This window comes from Heyndrickxia camelliae (assembly GCF_002844575.1).
GTDB lineage: Bacteria > Bacillota > Bacilli > Bacillales > Bacillaceae_C > Margalitia > Margalitia camelliae.
On the sequence record NZ_PIQO01000008.1, the window covers coordinates 123,392 to 141,131 of the forward strand.

Genomic DNA, 17,740 nt, shown 5'->3' on the forward strand with positions numbered 1-17,740 from the left:
CTGGGAGATGAAACGTTTTACAAAAGAAGAAAATAGCTGGGTTTTCTATGATTGGGCAAATTCCGCTTATTCTATTATTATCTCAACTGCAGTTTTTCCACTTTTTTATAAAGCAGCTGCTACAAAGTCAGGAATAAGTGCAGCAGATTCTACTGCCTATTTGGGGTATACCGTTGCAATTGCCACCTTTATTTTAGCCATGCTGGGGCCAATCTTAGGAACCATCGCCGATTACCAAGGATTTAAAAAACGTTTTTTTACCTTCTTTTTTACGATTGGTGTCTCGTTTACCGCACTTCTTGCATTCATTCCCAGTGATCAGTGGCTACTATTGCTAATAGCCTATACGATTGCAGCTATTGGAGCATCGGGAGCAAATGTATTTTATGATGCATTTATTGTAGATGTCACAACAGAAGAACGGATGAATAGGGTCTCTGCCCGCGGTTTTGGATTTGGATACATCGGCAGTACGATCCCCTTCATCGTCAGTATTGCAATCATTATTTTAGCAAAAACCCAAACCTTGCCTATTTCAGATACGTTGGCCAGCAAAATAGCCTTCCTTATTACAGCAATTTGGTGGGCATCCTTTTCCATCCCATTGTTCCGCAATGTTTTTCAACGCTATTATATAGAACGTGAACCAAATCCTGTTGTCAATAGCTTTAAGCGGCTGGGAAAGACGATAAAAGAAATCCGAAAATACCGCGCTTTATTTCTATTTCTGCTTGCTTATTTTTTCTATATTGACGGAGTTGGAACCGTCATAACAATGTCCACTGCATATGGAACCGATTTAGGCATCGGCTCTACCAGTCTATTAATCATTTTGTTCGTTACGCAAGTGGTTGCTGCACCTTTTGCCATTTTATATGGTAAATTAGCAGAGAAATTTTCGGGAAAAACAATGCTATTTGTCGGGATCATTGTTTATATGATTGTTTGTACGTATGCATTCTTTTTAAAAACAACCTTAGATTTCTGGATATTGGCCATGCTTGTGGCATCATCCCAAGGAGGAATTCAGGCATTAAGTCGGTCCTATTTTGCAAAGCTGGTTCCAAAGAAAAATGCCAACGAATTTTTTGGATTTTACAATATCTTCGGTAATTTTGCCTCCATAATGGGACCGCTTTTAGTTGGAGTTACTGCACAAATTACTGGGAAAACCAATAGCGGAGTTTTTAGTCTTATCGTCTTATTTATTATCGGTGCGATTATTCTGATGAAAGTTCCAAACGAAAAGGAGAGCCTTGCTGCAAACAGGAAAATTGTATAAGACTTGGCGTGGAGACATGTTTTTTATGTATGATTTCTTCCTTGAATGGAAAAAGTAACAACCGAAGTCCTATATAAAGGAGGAACTAGAATGGAAAACACACATGAATTTATCGAAAAGTTCCAAGATACACAAAAAAAGCAGGAAAAAAATAAGAAGAAACAAGGAAAGGGACATCCTGACAAACAGCTTCCAAATAATCAGCACAACTAATAAGTTACTCCGGTCATGATTTTGATAAATCATGGCTCTTTTTACGCAAAAATAACAAAATTTTTTGAAATAAATGTATAATGGTAATATCTGAGCCACTGCAATGATTCAACGCCGGAAGGAGTAATTTATATTGGGATTCCAAAAAATTGCACAAATCGGGGTACCGGCAAAAAATATCGAAAGAGCACTTCAATTTTATAAGGATGTGCTTGAATTACCACTTTTATTCCATACAGATTCCATGGCATTTTTCGACTGTAATGGAGTTAGACTTCTTGTGAGCTTACCTGAAAAGGAAGAGTTCACCAATGCAAGTTCTGTCATATATTATCAAGTGGCGGATATAAAAGAACATTAAAACCTGCTGAAACAAAAAGGCATACACTTTATCGACGAGCCCCATGCAGTAGCAAAAATTGGACAAATTGAAACATGGATGGTATTTTTCCAAGATACAGAGGGTAATACGCTCTGTTTAATGAGTGAAGTGGTAGTTTGATAGAATCGGAAAGGATACCATTGCATGCAAAGGTATCCTTATTAATCACTTATTCATCTGTGCTAGAAAATCTCCTAAAAGATCATCCATACTTTCTTCCTTTTCATTATCATGATTTTCATCGGAAATCGATAACTCCCAATCAAAGTCATCCAAATCATCTACCTGATCCACTCTAGTATCTTGACTTTCCTGTTCTATCATTGGATTAGTCGTTATTATGTCTTCATTATCGTCCTTAGGTGGTTCTTCCAAAGGATATGGATAATCTTCTACGTCTACCATGCTGGTATTCAAAGAGGCTATAAGGGATGCGGTTTTCACCGGGTCTGTCAATAATTGATAGACAATGCTCCCTAATAATGCTAATGATTGCTCATGTTTCAGCCAATTTCGCTGTGTTTTGTCCAATCCTTTTGGAAGGGGAATCGTTAAAGTTTCACGTTGCTTCGATATTGATTGCCCAACACCATTGATAACATATTCGGCAATTTTACTGGAAAAATTCCGCCTTTCTGTCTCCTTCAGCTTCGCTAAATATTGCAGAATATGGTCAGGGGTATCCGAAGGAATTCGAAACGTAATAGGCTTTCCTCTTTTTATCTCTGATTTTTCCATCTAATCACCTTATTTGGTTTTCACCACTTTTTGCTCTTCTGCCTGCTTATCCCTCTTATTTCTTCTGTTAAAATCATTTATCAATTTATAGTAAGCATTAACCATCATCCAGATGCTTTCTTTCTCATCCTCAAAGAAATCAATATTGAACCCATCAAGGTTATTGTTCATTGTCTTTAGATAATCTTTTAAAATGATAGAACCTCCGCCAATAAAATAACAAATTTCCGTTTGTGAGTTCTTCTGCCAAATATTACGAAGGATACGATATTGTTTTTTGGCTAATTCAAATAAAGTTCTATCCACTATATCATGAACGCTAGTTCTGCTGCCTTTTACCATAATATGATTTCGGTCATTTTTCTTCGTAATAATTTCGACCACATCGCGTCTACTATCAAGCTCTACCCCATGCTTGGAGCGAATTTCTTCTCTTATATTTTCAAGTGATTCAGAAACACCCAGGTTAAATCCTTGTGCTTTATCATCATCTACCTTTCGATTTTTGATAACTGCAATATCTGTGGATAAACCGCCAATATCTTGAATAATAATACGTTTATCGATTAACTCTTTATTGATGATATTTAAGTTGTTATCCATGACTAAGTTAATAAACGCAGCAAAACCCTCTGGATAAACTTTCACATCTTCAAATCGTATATTTACCTTTTGACCTTGATATTTTGGTGTTACTAAAAATTCTACTTGATGAACGGAACCTAGCAGTCTAGAGCGAAACCCGACATCCTTCCCTTCCTTTACTTCTCTTAAAGGTAGGCCTGTCCCTAACATATAGGTTGCTTCTATGACATTATTTGAACGTTTAAACAGCTGCTTATTCTCGTCCCTTACTGCATCTAATGCAAGGCTTGCAAATAGCATGATAAGAGTCTGATCCTCTTCCGACTTGCTGCTTCCTGGATCTAATTCGGTAGAGTTACTGCTTTTAGTCGCTAAATTACCTACACGATAAATAGTGTTATTATCTTTTAGGATAGGAGAATGAACCCGGATATGTATGCCGTCAATGGGATTTTGTTGATCTAATTCCTCTAAGCCTATGATTGGACGGTCTTCTATATCTCTAGCGATGACATTAGGAATATTCATATCATATTCCATTTCTCCAAAGATTCCTTTTAGGGAATCATTACCTACATCAATTGCTGCAATACGTGAGTTTGCCAAATGAATCATCCCTTTCACTGTTGATGTGTAAAAGGTTATAGAAACTGCGAAGCATGGTCAATGGTGATCAGGTATCTTTCATAAATACTTATCAATAGACATACATTTGTAATTATGTATACAGATTCGTAAACAATAGCTCGAAACCGCGTAAAATAAAGAAGTACACTATTTTGTATACATGTATACACTTTTGTAAACATGCATACGTTTTTGTTTACTTTTGTATACAGCTTGTGTACAAGTGCTACTAACCTTTAATGTCCAAATAAAAAGGCAATTTACCTATTCACAGTAAATTGCCTTTAAAATAAATTACTTCAACAAAACTAAGCTTGAAAAATCCGGTCAATCTTTTGAACTTCTTCATCCGTTAATACAACCTCAAGCGTTTTTTGATTATTTAAGACCTGATTGCTATTTTTAGCACCTGGAATAATAACATCAATTTCATCACGTGTTAAATACCAGGCAAGAACGATGTGGGCAACCTCAACTCCCTTTTCGTCAGCGATTTTTCGGACCTGGTCTATCTTAGCTAAATTTTGTTCATAGACCCCTTCTTGGAAATTCGGCCTTTTTCGCATATTTTCACTTAAGACAGTATCAATATTATACTTTCCAGTTAACAAACCGGATGCAAGCGGAAAATACGGTACAAATGAAATTTGATGCTCCGCAGCATATGGGAAAAATTCCTTCTCAGCTTTCCGGTTCAATAGATTGTATTCCCCTTGAATAACATCCACATAGCCATCCTGATTGGCCTCTTTTAACTGTTCAAGTGAAAAATTGGATACGCCGATCGACCTGATTTTTCCTTCATCTTTTAATTGCTTTAATGCACCGATTGCTTCATATTTTGGGGTATCCTTGTCTGGATAATGAATATAAAATAAATCTATGTAATCTGTCTGCAGCCGTAGTAGAGCCTCTTCCACTGATTGCTTTAAAAAGGCCGGTGAATTATCTAATACAACATCGTCGCCGACAAACTTATGTGCCGCTTTTGTGGCAATCACGAGTTCTGAGCGATTTCCACTTTCTTTTACGACTTCACCAATAAGTTCTTCGGAACGCTTCGGTCCGTAAATGAATGCAGTATCTAAGAAATTCACACCGTTTTGCAGCCCGGTCCGCACCAACTCCCTGCCAGCGTTTTCATCAAGTTGTCCAAACAAATTATGACCACCAACAGCATTAGTTCCTAGGCCAATCGGATTCACATATAATTCTGTCCTTCCAATACGAACTTGCTTTGCCATTTACCATTCAACTCCTTTTTTCTGAACAGCTACATCATATCAAACGGATCTCATAATTTAAAACTAATTAACTTTAAATTGTATTGATTAATGGCAATTTGCCCCTTGAAACCGATTTTTCCCGTTAAACATAATCCCTGTTTCAGTCGCAAAATTTAATAAAGAATTGCACTACAGAATTAAATCTTCGCTATCTACCTTTGGAAATTCAGTAAATAATAACCAAACAGGCACACTTTTAAGCTTGCTGTAGATACGCCACCTCTATTCTCTATTCAAGAATGTACTTGGCATTATAACAGCCACTACTTCGCCACGTGCACAAAGTGTATCTCCTGCATACACCTCTGCATCTACTTTCCACTTTTTTGGATGTATTTCTTCGACCTTTCCAATTGCTTTTAACGGAACATCCTGTGGAGTAGGTTTTACAAAGTCTACTTTTAATGAACCTGTAACAAAACGCGGAGGCTCAACTCCATCACCTGGCTCATGTCCATTTTTTCGATGCAGCGCTAATGCAGCAGACCCAGTTCCATGGCAATCAATTAAGGATGCGATTAAACCGCCGTACACGAAACCTGGTAACGCTGTATGCTCCGGTCGTGGTGTATAAATCGTTATTGTCTGTTCCCCTTGCCATCCTGTTCGAAAATGATGCCCCTCCTCGTTAAGACGACCACAGCCATAACACCACGCAAAATCATCTGGATAATCATCCTGAATTGCCTTTACTTTCCATTCATCCATTCTATCCCCTCCCCTTTTCAGAATAGTATAACATATAGATAGGTTGTATGATGGAACAACAAATCTTATTATTGTATTTATGCAAATAGTGGCTATAAAATGATTGTGCATATCATTACTATTGGGAGAGTCCAGGCAGTCGTCCCGCTTTTTTCGTTCAGCAAAAAGCGATATCTCTAGGAATCACCGGATGGGGCAAGAAATTAGCAGATGGAGAGGTAGACATGGAGAACATTGAACCATTAAATAGTTTTATCCAAGGCTGGAACTAAGCCCTTTTATTTAAAATAAACGACCTTCATATTAAAATGCTGGAAGAAGTGAAGGAATATAAGAAGTTTAGAGTGCTTTATTACGTAAAGTATCAGAATGGTCAATAAAAAATGACTGAACTGACTCATTACGAATAAGTTAGTCCAGCCATCTTTAATTTCAATTAATGTCCCGCTTCAACATCATCCACATGTTTAACATGCTTAGCATTCACTAAAATGAATAATACGGAAACTAATACAAATGCGGCACCTACTATAAACGGTACATGCGGATTATAAACCTCTGCCAATTTACCTGCCATATATGGTGCAATCGCTCCGCCTAAAAAGCGTAAAAAGCTGTAGGCAGCAGAAGCAGTTGATCGTTCAACATTTGTTGCATTCATTACTGCTGTCGTGATCAATGTATTGTTATTACCAAGCAAAGCACCTGCAAAAATAACGGCTGCAATTATAACCCACTGTGTGGATGTCCAGATACCCATTGCTAAAAGTACAACAGCAAACAAAAATAACATCAGGCACATTGATTTAACCGTACCAAAGGATTTCTGAAGCTTTGGAGCCATAAAAACAGAAGTAATGGCAAGAAGAATCCCCCAGCCTAAGAAGACAAATCCTAATCCATGCTCATCTAATCCCATAACAAACGGTGCATATGCCAATAAGGTAAAAAATCCAAAGTTATATAAAGCAGCTGCAATACCGAAAACTAAAAGAGAATAATGTTTTAACGCACGAAATGGATCTAATAAGGATGTCTTTTTCTTCGCTTGGGTTTGACCGCTTGAAGTTTGTTTGGGCATCATCGAGATTAATCCGATAAACGCAATCACCATTAAGACAGCAACGCCCAAAAATGGTCCTCTCCATGACATACCACCTAACCAACCACCAAGTAATGGCCCTACTGAAATTCCGAGTCCAATAGCAGCTTCATATAAAATAATTGCTTTCGCTGTCCCGCTATTTGAAAGGGATACAATAGCAGCTAAAGCAGTGGCAACAAACAATGCATTTCCAAGACCCCAGCCTCCCCGCAAGCCGACAAGTGCCCAAATATTATTGGAAGCCCCGCCTAGTGCAGAGAATGCCGCAATGACAATTATTCCTACTAATAATGTCCACTTGATTCCAAGTCTGGATGAAATGGAACCGGTAATAAGCATAGCTACAGCCATAACCGCATTATAGCTTGTGAATAGCAATGTAACTTGACTTGGTGTGGCATGCATATTTTGGGCAATAGCCGGTAAGATCGGATCAACAAGCCCAAGCCCCATGAAGGCAATAATACAAGCAAAAAAGACAGCCCACACTGCTTTTGGCTGTTTTAGAAGAGATGGTTCCTGTTGAAGTGACGAACTGCTAACCATTGCCGCTTTTTGTGATACAGATGACATGTTTTGCAAAACTCCTATTCTGTGTTTTGATTTCTCATTGAGGATATCCGATGGAGAATAAGAATCAAATATAATGGCAGTTTCAAAGAAGTATATAAAAAACGATACAAAATTAATACGGCTACATCTCCACGGATTATAAAATCAACTATTTCTTTATTTAAAAAGTTGATTATTATTTCCTCTTTGAAATTAATTGCATAATACAACCTTATGATTGTATCATACAATGATTTTTTCAGATGTCAATACACCCTCAGGTATTTTCCATTTATATCTTTAACAAGGTGAAGAGTTAATCAAGAATAGATGTGATACATAAGACTATCAAGTAGCAATAAAAAAACTTGCCGAAAAGGGCAAGTCTCCGTTCTATTGTTCTATAATCGTTTTAGGCTTCCTGACTAGGCTCAAAATACCTGCAATCAAAAATAAAATGCCGGACAGCCAATCTATTCCAACAGATAAAATAACAGAAACAACTGCTGCAATAATTAACAAGATACCTGCTGGTTTCGGCTTTTTATTTCCTATAAGAAATACTGTTGCGATAATTCCAAGCACTATACCTATCAGGGATGCGATGAATACCCACCAGCTCCCATTTCCAATAGTATCAAGAACCATTGAAAGGTCAGTTTCATTTACACTCACACTCGGATCGTTTTCAAGTTCATTTTTGACTTGTTCTTGAAAGGACTCGTTCTTAAATAAAGCAGCTATCAATGCAATGCCGCCGCTAACAAGTACATTAATAATAACTCCAATAATAGTTAAGGTTATCTCAGCAGTTCTTTTCATCGATTCTCCCCCTTTATATCTTATACCTATACTTACGACAGGATTTGCTGGAAGTTTCATGTTAAATGAAAAGAGATTACCTTTTTAGAGAAAAGGAACCGCACAAATATTAGATTAAATAGAACGGAAGCGAGAAAAATCTCCCCATCACGGCAATGGTCGAACACTACAAATCCAGTCTTTTTACCCACAGTAGAAATTTCCGATTATAATGTTCCATCCTTCCTGTAGTCACACCTCTTTGTGTATAAAAATTTTATACGAGCCTATATTATCCATAAGGACCTTATCTTAGGAGGAAAACCATGAATTTTGCTGCAAATCTTTTCATCATTATCGGGTTTATCTTCATTGTATTAGTTGTCATCGCAGTATCCATTTTCATCATGTATCTATTAATTTTTGACCGTAATCAAAAGATGCATTCAATTTTGCGAAATTATCCTGCTCTTGGAAGGGTCCGTTATTTCTTTGAAAAAATCGGTCCGGAGATGCGCCAATATTGGTTTAATAGCGATACAGAAGGAAAACCTTTTTCAAGGGATGATTATGAGCATATTGTCAGAAGCGCCAAGTACAAGCGTGATGTAATTGGTTTTGGCTCGAAGCGTGACTTTGAGGGTGAGGGTTTTTATGTCCGGAATGATATGTTTCCGAAGTTAACGGAAGAGTTGAAGGTGGATATGGACACGATGGCATTAACCCAAAGATATTTACTCATAAAGGATCCGCTCTTTTCCCAACGAGAAGAGAAAGTGGAAGATGATGCATCTTCGGCCTATTTACTTCATGACGATGATGCAGTTGTGATTGGTCCCAACACGAAACATCCCTTCATATTAAAAGGATTAATTGGTATGTCTGCCATGAGTTACGGCGCCTTAGGAAAAAATGCGATTACGGCCCTATCGAAAGGCTTGGGGATTGCTAAGGGAACATGGATGAATACTGGAGAAGGCGGACTTTCTCCTTACCATTTAGAGGGTGGAGTGGATATTATTATGCAAATTGGTCCCGCTTTATTTGGAATTCGGAATAAAGAAGGGGATGTCGATTGGGACGAGCTAAAAAGGAAAAGTGAAATCCCGCAAATAAAGGCCTTTGAAATCAAGCTTGCCCAAGGTGCAAAAGCTCGCGGCGGACATATTGATGCCGAAAAAGTAAATCCGGAAATTGCAGAAATCCGGAAGGTGGAACCATATAAATCAGTAGATAGTCCAAATCGCTTTAGACAGTTTAGCGATGTTCCTACTATGTGTGAGTTTATAGAAAAGATCCGTGAAACTACGGGCAAACCAGTTGGATTAAAAATGGTAATTGGGGGTAATGACAGCGCGGAGGAATTAGCAAAATATATGAAAGAAACCGGAAAGGGTCCGGACTTTATTACTGTAGATGGCGGCGAAGGCGGAACAGGAGCATCCTATCAGGAATTAATGGATAGTGTCGGTCTGCCGATTAGGTCCGGACTTCCAATTCTTGTGTCTACTCTAAAAAAATATGGTGTACGTGATCGGGTGAAAATCATTGCCTCAGGGAAACTATTCACTCCAGACAGAGCTGCAATCGCACTGGCAATGGGTGCGGATCTTATCAATATCGCACGCGGATTCATGATATCGGTAGGATGCATCCAAACATTAAAATGTCAATCCAATACATGTCCTGTGGGGGTTGCAACGACTGATTCCTCCCTACAAAAGGCACTAGTAATTGATGAGAAAAAGCATCGTGTTGCAAACTATCTTATCACATTAAGAAAAGGGTTATTCCGAATTTCAGCAGCAGCCGGGCTTGATTCACCAGTTCATTTTTCACCAAAAAATATTATGTATAAAGATGACAAGGGTGTTGTTTATTCATTAGAAAGTATTTTAAATGATATCCACAAGCAGGTAGAAATAGGATGAAAAACAGTGGTTGGCAATGCAACCACTGTTTTTCATCTTGTGTTTTGATAGTCTCGCAAAAATTGAGTTTAATGTCGCGAATGTGTACACTCATTGTGCTTCCACACTCTAGTTTCCTTTTATAAAACTTTCTCCAAAAAGTCCTTTGCTCTGTTTGTACGTGGAGAATGAAAAAACTCCTCCGGTTTGCCTTCTTCTAATAGCACACCATCATCTAAAAACAATACGCGATCGGCTACTTCCTTTGCAAATCCCATTTCATGCGTCACAATCACCATGGTCATTCCAGACCCTGCCAGGTCCTTCATAACATTCAATACTTCCTTTACCATTTCCGGGTCAAGTGCCGACGTTGGTTCGTCAAAAAGCATTAATTGTGGTTCCATGGCGAGAGCTCGAGCGATGGCAACCCGTTGCTTCTGTCCGCCAGAGAGATTATTAGGGTAAGCTCCCTCTTTTTCCGTTAAGCCTACTCGAGACAATAATTCTCTAGCTTTCTTTTCTGCGACCTGACGAGATTCACCTTTCACCTTTATTGGTGCATACGTCAAGTTATCCAAAACCGTCATATGGGGGAATAAATGAAAATGTTGAAAAACCATGCCGATTTGTTCACGAACTTTATTTATATTTGTTTTTGAATCTGTTATATCTTGATCATTAACGAGCACTTTGCCCGTTGTCGGTGTTTCTAACAAATTAATACAACGAAGTAATGTGGACTTCCCTGATCCGGATGGCCCGATGATAGAAACTACTTCACCACTATTAATAGTGGTTGAGATATTTTTTAATACTTCATTTTTCCCAAATGTTTTAGAAAGGTTTTCTATTTTAATCACTATATTTCATTCTCCTTTCTACCAACTTGCCTAGCAATGTTAAAACTAAAACCATAGCCCAATAGATTAATCCCACAAAGATTAATGGTTCAAAATTTCGATAGATTTTTGAGCCGACTACAGTAGCTCTTCGCATTAAATCTAAGTATCCAATGGTGGAAACAATCGCCGATTCTTTCGTTAAAGAAATAAATTCATTCATTAATGCTGGCAAGATATTTTTTAGAGCCTGAGGCATAATAAGGTCCTTCATCATCAGGCGGTATGGTATACCAAGTGCTTGAGCAGCTTCCGTTTGCCCTTTATCTACCGCCTGAATACCTGCCCTGATAATTTCGGAAACATATGCAGAAGAATTTAAACCAAAAGCGAGTATTGCTGATAAAAATGTGGAGATATCATACCCAGTTAACTGTGGGACTGCAAAATAAATAATCATTAATTGCAAAATCAATGGAGTCCCGCGGAAGATAGAAGTATAAAAATCTGCGAACCATTTTAAAACCTTTACTCTAGAAATTTTACATAATGCTAAACAAGTACCTAACACAAAGCCAAATATAATAGAAACGATAACAAATTTTAACGTAGCCCATATTCCTTCTAGTATAAAAGGAATATAAGGCACGATTTGACTGAAGTCCAAATTCATGCCTTACACCTCTTTTCTATATCGATCTTGAACATTTTTTAATTATTTTTAATCCACTTTGCTTTCATCTCATCCATTTTTCCACTATCTTGCAATTCCTTTATAATTTTATTAACATCATCTACTAAATTACTTCCTTTAGGAAATGCAATTCCCATTCCTGGAGAACTGGAAGTTGGATCATCAAAGCCTATTAACCCTTGATTTTTAATATATCCTTCTGCTACTGATTTATCTAAATATGCAGCTTGAATACGATTAGATAATAGTTCTTGGATTAAGGTTGTGGAATCATCCATGGCCTTTGTATTAAACTTAACTGTTTTTTGAAGGTTCTTGGCGCCTTCTTCTTGAATGGAACCTAATTGAACTCCTATTGTTTTCCCTTTTAAATCATCTACTGCTTTTATAGAAGAATCTTTCTTTGTAACAAACATCTCACCTGAATGATGATACGGCGTTGAAAAGTCTACATTTTTCTTTCTATCCTCTGTAGCAGACATACCTGATAACACCATATCTACACGTTTCGATTGCAAAGCTCCTATTAAACCATCAAACTTCATGTCCTTTACCTCTAGCTTATACCCTAGTTTTTTAGCGATATAATTGCCTAAATCAACATCAAATCCTACAACGTTTCCTGATGTATCTCTTGTTTCAAATGGCGGAAAATCTGCTGAGGTCCCCATAATTAAAACTTTTTCCTTCTTCCCGCTATCCCCATTACTTCCATTTGCTTTGCTCTGGCCACACGCTCCCATAAAGGCAACTGCAAAAACAAGTGTTAGCAATAATATGATCTTTTTCATTGTCTTTCCCCCTCTGTGTATTTTCAAAATCTTTGTGTTTATTTTTATTAATAGTTTTGTATTTTTATACAACATAATGCATTTTAACACACATTTATTTAATTGAGAAGTGGATATTCTATATTTTAATTTTCAAATTATTTATATTAGATGTTTTTTTATACATCCCAAAGATTCCTAGAAAAAGAGCATCTCTTATCAAGGGAGATGCTCGTAGTAGTTTGAATTAGCTCTTTACCTTCTCGTAAAATTCGTCCTTCACTTTCTTAAGTAACTCTTCATTGGTTATTAAATCATAGCCCGTTTGAGCAAGTGCCAGTGCACCTTGGGCGAGAACTTTATGGGAATTATCTGTAATCGTTAAGTCAGCAAATTCCTGTGTATGGGCACTTAAACCAGGAGAATCAAGGCCTATATATGGGTGAATCGCCGGAACCACGTGGCTCACATTCCCCATATCAATAGAACCATACGAATCTCTTGATTTTTTAACCTCCGCGATACCTGTCGATAAGAGATTCTCTGTGAATAATTGCGACAATGTTAGATTCGTAATCATGTTATCATAGCTTAGTTCATAATTATCAATGTACAGTTGTGCACCAGTCATTAGTGCCGCACCTTGGGCAATATTTTTTACCTTTTCCACTACCTCATTTAAATTCTTGCGGTCCTTTGCACGAACATAAAACTGCGCGACCGCTTTATCCGGCACAACATTTGCAGCTAGCCCGCCTTCCTTAATAATCCCATGAATACGCACATCAGAAGTTACATGCTGGCGAAGGGCATTAATCCCATTAAAAAGTTGAATGGCGGCATCCAACGCATTAATTCCTTGTTCCGGAGCTGCTGCCGCATGACTTGATTTCCCTCTAAAGTCAAATTGAATCGCATCCATTGCCAATGACTCCCCACTTTCATAGGACTCATCTGATGGATGTAGGATCATCGCCACGTCAATATCATTAAAAGCTCCTTGCTCCGCCATTGGAACCTTTGCACCGTTCGTTTCTTCTGCTGGTGTTCCCAGCACTACTACTCGCCCGCCAATATCATCTATTATTTTACTTAAAAGAACACCTGCGCCTGCACCCATCGTCCCAATCATATTATGTCCGCAGCCATGGCCGATTCCCGGCAACGCATCATATTCGGATAAATATGCAATAGTTGGACCAGGTTTTTTACTATCATATACGGCTTTAAATGCAGTAGGTCTGCCCACAGTCCCGGTTTCTACGGTAAAATCATGTTCTTCCAAAAACTCCACTAGTAGTTTCATAGAGTTATATTCTTGATCTCCTAATTCTGGATGATGATATAAATAATCGCTCATCTCCCAAAGTTTACTTTGTAAAGATTGCACATATGTTTTTAATAGATTCTTCATCTGCATATTCCTCCTGTATTTTAATACAAACAAGTAAATATTTATTCTATTTTATAAATATACATCAAAATCACTGTCTCAACAATATTTCTATTCGAACTTTAAGGGACATATTTATTATTACTGACATTTTTTCCATTGGAGGAATATACATGACTAATAATGAATTTCCCATTAGTAAGCCCTATTTAAAAACCAAAAGTCTATTTCCAGAAAATCAAGAGACACCTATTTCCTTTATAGAAAGAGATTCCGTTGATCATCCATTATTTTATAGACGAAATCATTTTTCCTATCCACGTCTCTCTCATCACAACTATTGGCTCCCTATCAATGGTGCGATAAAAAAACCAAAGATTTTTTCACTAAAGGAGATTCAACAGCTACCTGCAAAAACAATAAAGGTTGTCCTTGAATGCTCCGGTAATAAGCGCAAATTTTTTAAGCCACCGGTATTCGGAGAACAATGGGGAAATGGGGCAATAAGCCAAGGATATTGGAAGGGGGTACCTTTAAGAATCCTTATAGAAAAAACGGAGTTAAAGGACGATGCAAAGGAAGTAATAGTAGTAGGCTACGACTTTGGCAAAAATCCCGGAATCGATGGAATTCATCATTTTGCTAGAAGTCTCCCGCTTGAAAAAGCACTCCATCCCGATACGATTATTGCTTATGAATATAATCAGAAGCCAATTCCTTTTAAGCATGGTTATCCTTTAAGATTAATTGTTCCCGGATGGTATGCCATGGCCTCCGTGAAATGGATACAACAGATAATCGTCACTGATTCTAAGTTTGATGGGCCGTTTCAATCTATGGAATACGTTTATTACCCATACAAAGATAGCAATCATGATTCTGCTCCCGTCACCATTATGAATGTTAACTCAACCATTCAAAAGCCACACAATGGGCAAATTCTCGATTCCGGAAAGCATATGATTAAAGGAATAGCTTGGACTGGAATGGGCACCATTCAAATGCTCGAGGTTAGTACAGATAATGGGCAAACATGGTCAAAGGCAGCAATCAAGAAGGATCACCACAAAGGTTATGGCTGGGTATCATGGTTCTATGAATGGTCTGCCTTTAAAAAAGGGGAGTATACCATCCTATCAAAAGCAACCGATTCCTATAACCGATCACAACCAATGAGCCCTGTTTGGAATCAAAAGGGGTATGGATATAATGGAGTGGATTGTATACGTGTAAAGGTTGAATAGATTCATTGTCTTTGAGTTTGAATTTCAATGAAATAGATTCACGATCTGATACCAGTTTATAACAAAGCAATCACCTAGCCGAGACCATTTAGGAGGACATAAATCCGATTAAGCAGGGAAAAACGCGTGAAATAACTGTTTATAGGAAAATAGGGGGGCTTCAGTCCTCATACAGGGGAAAAACCATTTTGTCTTAAATAAAAGATCTGGTGTCCGCCCTACGATTTAAAATATTAATGAGGCTGGGACAAATCAAAAAAACGCATGAAATCAAATTTAAAAACCTTGATTTCATGCGTTTTTGCTTTCGTAGATTTAACCAATTTCAATGATTTTTTTATTTATGTCCCAGCCTCTTCTGATTAAATCTCTGAATCAATCTTCTCCTTTTCCAACTTATCAGCCCTCCACAGCTTCCCTGGCCAGAAAGCATAACGGCCAAGTACCGTCGTAATGGCCGGAACCAATAATGGTCGAACGATAAATGTATCCAGTAAAACTCCTATTGCGGTTACAATACCAAACTGTAATAATACTTGAATCGGCAGGGTCGCTAATACCGCAAACGTACCGGCTAGAATTAACCCAGCCGAGGTAATCACACTGCTGGTTTCACTAACTCCATTTGCTATCGCTTGGCGGTGCTGCTGTGTTCGCCTGTTTTTCCAAATGCTTGAAATCATAAAGATATTATAATCTTCCCCAAGAGCTACAAGGAAAACAAATGAATATAAGGGAATTAATCCAGAAATCGCAGGTATATCCATACCATAATGGATAAGCAGCCAACTTGCTCCTAAAGCAGATAGATAAGATAGCAGTACTGTAATAATAAGATAAATGGTGGCAATAATGGATCGTAAGTATAATAGCAAGAGCGCTGCGATAATTGCAATCACCACTGGTACGATTACCTTTGTGTCACGATTGGTTGTATTTTCCGTATCGTATAGCTTCGACGTTTCTCCCCCAATCCAATAATGTCCTTTTCCTTTAATACCAGCATCATGTAACATACCAGAAACCTCTTTATTCACTATTGGAATGGATTCTACTGATTCGGGACTATACGGATTCCCTTTTAAAATCACATTATAAGATACATAGTTTTCATCTTTACTGCTTTTTATAGGTTCTGAAACACTTTCCACAAAGGCAAGCTTGCTTAATTTCTCTTTGATTGGCAAATCCTTGCCCTCCGACTGAACAATCACTTTCATAGGAGCAAGTTCCCCTTCTGAAAAATGATCCCCCATTATCGTAAATCCTTCACGTGATGGCATATCCTTTGGAAACGATTCAATTAGATTCTGGGTATATTGTACTTTAGGTGAAAAGACTGCAAGACCGCCTAATAGAACAACACTTAGAATGATGACGGTCCAAGGCTTTTTCACAACAAAACTGCCAAACTTTTTACTCATATTTTTAGATGGCCGACGAAGTTTCTTCCCTTTTTTCTCCTCTAATTCCTTCACTATTTCTTCCGTTCTAGGGATAAATGGAAAGAAGGAAATTCTACCGAAAATCGCTAATAATGCCGGGAGCAAGGTTAAAGCTGCAATTCCCATTATTAAAATAACTAAACTAAAGGGGATTGCGAATCTATGGAAAGAACCATAATGAGCTAATAACAGCGTACTTAAGCTTAAAACAACGGTAATGGCACTGACAAAAATTGCACCGCCTGAATGCTTTACTGCTTTCTTTAATGCGATAAATTTATCGGATTCCTCTAATAAATACTCACGATATTTAGAAACTAAAAATAAACAATAATCCGTGCCTGCACCAAATAGTAATACGGTCATGATGGATATTCCCTGTGAATCTACCGTGATAATGCCTTGCTTCGCTAAAAACCCCAGAATTGGACCTGTTAATCCGTATGCAAATCCAACTCCTATGAGCGGTACAATCGCTAGAATTGGGGAACGATATAACACAATTAATAAAATTAAAACCAATAAAACTGTGGATATTAATAAGGTAATATCAGCCTTGCTAAAGAGCGCTACTGCATCGGTTGCAATTCCAACTGGCCCTGTAAAACGAACATGCAAACCTGATTCAGAAATTTCTTTGTCTACAATGTCCCTCGAAAGATTACTTTCCATATACTTTTTGAGCGACGATAAGTTATCTGTTAAATCGTCCGAACTGGCCTTTTCATCCATAAAGATGGGTGTGACAAGAGATGTGCTGTCCTCGGAAGCAGAAGTTTTTAATGCTTGTGACGGAATATCCCCTAACGGCGGAATAAAATTTTGTTCAGATAGTGGATTCATTTTTAAATGCTTATACAGCTTCGTCACCTGCTGGAAGTCCTGGTCCTTCAAACCACCATCCCTATACCAGACTATGAGCAAAGGAGTTCCAGAATTATTCGGAAACTGCTCCTTTGCTATTTTTTCTGCTTGTACAGACATAGAAGTCTTAGGCAAATCTTCCGCTCCATTATCGGCCATTTTATTTACATTTGGAAATATTGCTGAAAGGAGCCCGACCAATACAATCCAAATAAGAAGTGTTACCCATCTTCCTTTTTTGCTTGAGACGGCCTCTACAAAATGGATTAGAAACTTCATTGTGATCCCCCCTTGAAAAA

Annotated in this window: 15 protein-coding genes and 1 pseudogene; 5 read left to right on the forward strand and 11 right to left on the reverse strand. The window is 37.9% G+C overall.

Annotated elements, in window-relative coordinates; all coding sequences use genetic code 11:
* The first annotated feature begins 7 nt into the window (after positions 1-7).
* From CWO92_RS12330 to CWO92_RS12340, 3 genes and pseudogenes are all read left to right on the forward strand, one after another.
* Positions 8-1,282, forward strand: a complete 1,275-nt coding sequence (locus tag CWO92_RS12330) for an MFS transporter (protein WP_101354513.1) — start codon at positions 8-10, stop codon at positions 1,280-1,282.
* Positions 1,283-1,372: 90 nt separating this feature from the next.
* Positions 1,373-1,495 (forward strand): DUF4023 family protein, encoded by a 123-nt coding sequence (locus CWO92_RS12335; protein WP_101354514.1) that lies wholly within the window; start codon positions 1,373-1,375, stop codon positions 1,493-1,495.
* Positions 1,496-1,625: 130 nt separating this feature from the next.
* A pseudogene (locus CWO92_RS12340) lies at positions 1,626-1,997 on the forward strand (VOC family protein).
* Positions 1,998-2,042: 45 nt separating this feature from the next.
* Here the strand turns inward: CWO92_RS12340 and CWO92_RS12345 are convergent.
* From CWO92_RS12345 to CWO92_RS12370, 6 genes are all read right to left on the reverse strand, one after another.
* The gene (locus CWO92_RS12345) at positions 2,043-2,615 is read right to left on the reverse strand and encodes a hypothetical protein (protein ID WP_101354515.1); all 573 of its coding nucleotides are present in this window, start codon (positions 2,613-2,615) and stop codon (positions 2,043-2,045) included.
* Positions 2,616-2,624: 9 nt separating this feature from the next.
* Entirely contained in the window at positions 2,625-3,806 is a 1,182-nt protein-coding gene (locus tag CWO92_RS12350; RefSeq protein ID WP_101354516.1) for a ParM/StbA family protein, read from the reverse strand.
* 329 nt (positions 3,807-4,135) lie between these two features.
* On the reverse strand, positions 4,136-5,071 hold the full coding sequence (locus CWO92_RS12355) for an aldo/keto reductase (RefSeq protein WP_101354517.1): 936 nt from the start codon (positions 5,069-5,071) through the stop codon (positions 4,136-4,138).
* Between the two features lie 264 nt (positions 5,072-5,335).
* On the reverse strand, positions 5,336-5,821 hold the full coding sequence (locus tag CWO92_RS12360) for a PaaI family thioesterase (RefSeq protein ID WP_101354518.1): 486 nt from the start codon (positions 5,819-5,821) through the stop codon (positions 5,336-5,338).
* A 436-nt stretch (positions 5,822-6,257) separates the two neighbouring features.
* Positions 6,258-7,499 (reverse strand): MFS transporter, encoded by a 1,242-nt coding sequence (locus CWO92_RS12365; RefSeq protein WP_101354519.1) that lies wholly within the window; start codon positions 7,497-7,499, stop codon positions 6,258-6,260.
* A gap of 372 nt (positions 7,500-7,871) precedes the next feature.
* On the reverse strand, positions 7,872-8,300 hold the full coding sequence (locus CWO92_RS12370; protein ID WP_165786680.1) for a DUF4064 domain-containing protein: 429 nt from the start codon (positions 8,298-8,300) through the stop codon (positions 7,872-7,874).
* 305 nt (positions 8,301-8,605) lie between these two features.
* On the opposite strand from CWO92_RS12370, the gene CWO92_RS12375 reads away from it, so the two are divergent.
* The gene (locus CWO92_RS12375; RefSeq protein WP_101354521.1) at positions 8,606-10,210 is read left to right on the forward strand and encodes an FMN-binding glutamate synthase family protein; all 1,605 of its coding nucleotides are present in this window, start codon (positions 8,606-8,608) and stop codon (positions 10,208-10,210) included.
* A gap of 119 nt (positions 10,211-10,329) precedes the next feature.
* Here CWO92_RS12375 and CWO92_RS12380 read toward each other — a convergent pair whose 3' ends face one another.
* From CWO92_RS12380 to CWO92_RS12395, 4 genes are all read right to left on the reverse strand, one after another.
* Positions 10,330-11,052 carry an amino acid ABC transporter ATP-binding protein gene (locus tag CWO92_RS12380; RefSeq protein WP_101354522.1) on the reverse strand — a complete coding sequence of 241 codons (723 nt, stop codon included), beginning with the start codon at positions 11,050-11,052 and terminating at the stop codon, positions 10,330-10,332.
* Entirely contained in the window at positions 11,045-11,704 is a 660-nt protein-coding gene (locus tag CWO92_RS12385; RefSeq protein WP_101354523.1) for an amino acid ABC transporter permease, read from the reverse strand. Before CWO92_RS12385 ends, CWO92_RS12380 begins: the two co-directional genes overlap by 8 nt.
* Positions 11,705-11,742: 38 nt before the next feature.
* The gene (locus tag CWO92_RS12390) at positions 11,743-12,516 is read right to left on the reverse strand and encodes a transporter substrate-binding domain-containing protein (protein WP_101354524.1); all 774 of its coding nucleotides are present in this window, start codon (positions 12,514-12,516) and stop codon (positions 11,743-11,745) included.
* A 226-nt stretch (positions 12,517-12,742) separates the two neighbouring features.
* On the reverse strand, positions 12,743-13,909 hold the full coding sequence (locus tag CWO92_RS12395) for a M20 family metallopeptidase (RefSeq protein ID WP_101354525.1): 1,167 nt from the start codon (positions 13,907-13,909) through the stop codon (positions 12,743-12,745).
* A 152-nt stretch (positions 13,910-14,061) separates the two neighbouring features.
* On the opposite strand from CWO92_RS12395, the gene CWO92_RS12400 reads away from it, so the two are divergent.
* The gene (locus CWO92_RS12400; protein WP_101354526.1) at positions 14,062-15,132 is read left to right on the forward strand and encodes a sulfite oxidase; all 1,071 of its coding nucleotides are present in this window, start codon (positions 14,062-14,064) and stop codon (positions 15,130-15,132) included.
* A 362-nt stretch (positions 15,133-15,494) separates the two neighbouring features.
* Here CWO92_RS12400 and CWO92_RS12405 read toward each other — a convergent pair whose 3' ends face one another.
* Positions 15,495-17,720 carry an MMPL family transporter gene (locus CWO92_RS12405; RefSeq protein WP_101354527.1) on the reverse strand — a complete coding sequence of 742 codons (2,226 nt, stop codon included), beginning with the start codon at positions 17,718-17,720 and terminating at the stop codon, positions 15,495-15,497.
* Positions 17,721-17,740 lie beyond the last annotated feature (20 nt).

Coding starts and splice junctions, on each gene's coding strand:
- CWO92_RS12330 (WP_101354513.1), top strand. CDS start 8: ATGAAACGTTTTACAAAAGAAGAAAATAGCTGGGTTTTCTATGATTGG.
- CWO92_RS12335 (WP_101354514.1), top strand. CDS start 1,373: ATGGAAAACACACATGAATTTATCGAAAAGTTCCAAGATACACAAAAA.
- CWO92_RS12345 (WP_101354515.1), bottom strand. CDS start 2,615: ATGGAAAAATCAGAGATAAAAAGAGGAAAGCCTATTACGTTTCGAATT.
- CWO92_RS12355 (WP_101354517.1), bottom strand. CDS start 5,071: ATGGCAAAGCAAGTTCGTATTGGAAGGACAGAATTATATGTGAATCCG.
- CWO92_RS12360 (WP_101354518.1), bottom strand. CDS start 5,821: ATGGATGAATGGAAAGTAAAGGCAATTCAGGATGATTATCCAGATGAT.
- CWO92_RS12365 (WP_101354519.1), bottom strand. CDS start 7,499: ATGTCATCTGTATCACAAAAAGCGGCAATGGTTAGCAGTTCGTCACTT.
- CWO92_RS12370 (WP_165786680.1), bottom strand. CDS start 8,300: ATGAAAAGAACTGCTGAGATAACCTTAACTATTATTGGAGTTATTATT.
- CWO92_RS12375 (WP_101354521.1), top strand. CDS start 8,606: ATGAATTTTGCTGCAAATCTTTTCATCATTATCGGGTTTATCTTCATT.
- CWO92_RS12385 (WP_101354523.1), bottom strand. CDS start 11,704: ATGAATTTGGACTTCAGTCAAATCGTGCCTTATATTCCTTTTATACTA.
- CWO92_RS12390 (WP_101354524.1), bottom strand. CDS start 12,516: ATGAAAAAGATCATATTATTGCTAACACTTGTTTTTGCAGTTGCCTTT.
- CWO92_RS12395 (WP_101354525.1), bottom strand. CDS start 13,909: ATGAAGAATCTATTAAAAACATATGTGCAATCTTTACAAAGTAAACTT.
- CWO92_RS12400 (WP_101354526.1), top strand. CDS start 14,062: ATGACTAATAATGAATTTCCCATTAGTAAGCCCTATTTAAAAACCAAA.
- CWO92_RS12405 (WP_101354527.1), bottom strand. CDS start 17,720: ATGAAGTTTCTAATCCATTTTGTAGAGGCCGTCTCAAGCAAAAAAGGA.